1 protein-coding gene is annotated in these 260 nt (G+C 67.7%); it reads right to left on the bottom strand.

Going from position 1 to position 260, the window contains the following annotated elements; all coding sequences use genetic code 11:
* The coding region (locus SB771_RS35360; protein ID WP_410722086.1) for an XdhC family protein at positions 1 to 260 on the bottom strand (260 nt) is incomplete at both ends.

Genomic DNA, 260 nt, shown 5'->3' with positions numbered 1-260 from the left:
AGCACCAGTTGGATCGTGCCGCCGCAAGGCAGGCCGAAGCGATGCGCCTCTTCCGCCGTGATGCCGTACTTCACCGCCTCGGGGCGCGTCTGTTCGATGCCCCTTTGCCGCACGCGGTCGATCAGATCGTCTTCGATGCAACCGCCCGATACCGACCCCACCACGAGTCCATCGTCGCGCACCGCGAGCATCGCGCCCTCGGGACGCGGCGACGAGCCCCACGTCTTCACCACCGTCACCAGTAGCGCGCGATGTCCCTC

The organism is Burkholderia sp. SIMBA_051 (genome assembly GCF_046534915.1).
Classification (GTDB): Bacteria; Pseudomonadota; Gammaproteobacteria; order Burkholderiales; family Burkholderiaceae; genus Burkholderia; species Burkholderia ambifaria.
Note: the sequence above shows the minus strand (reverse complement) of the source record. Positions and strands in the feature narration are given on the sequence as shown.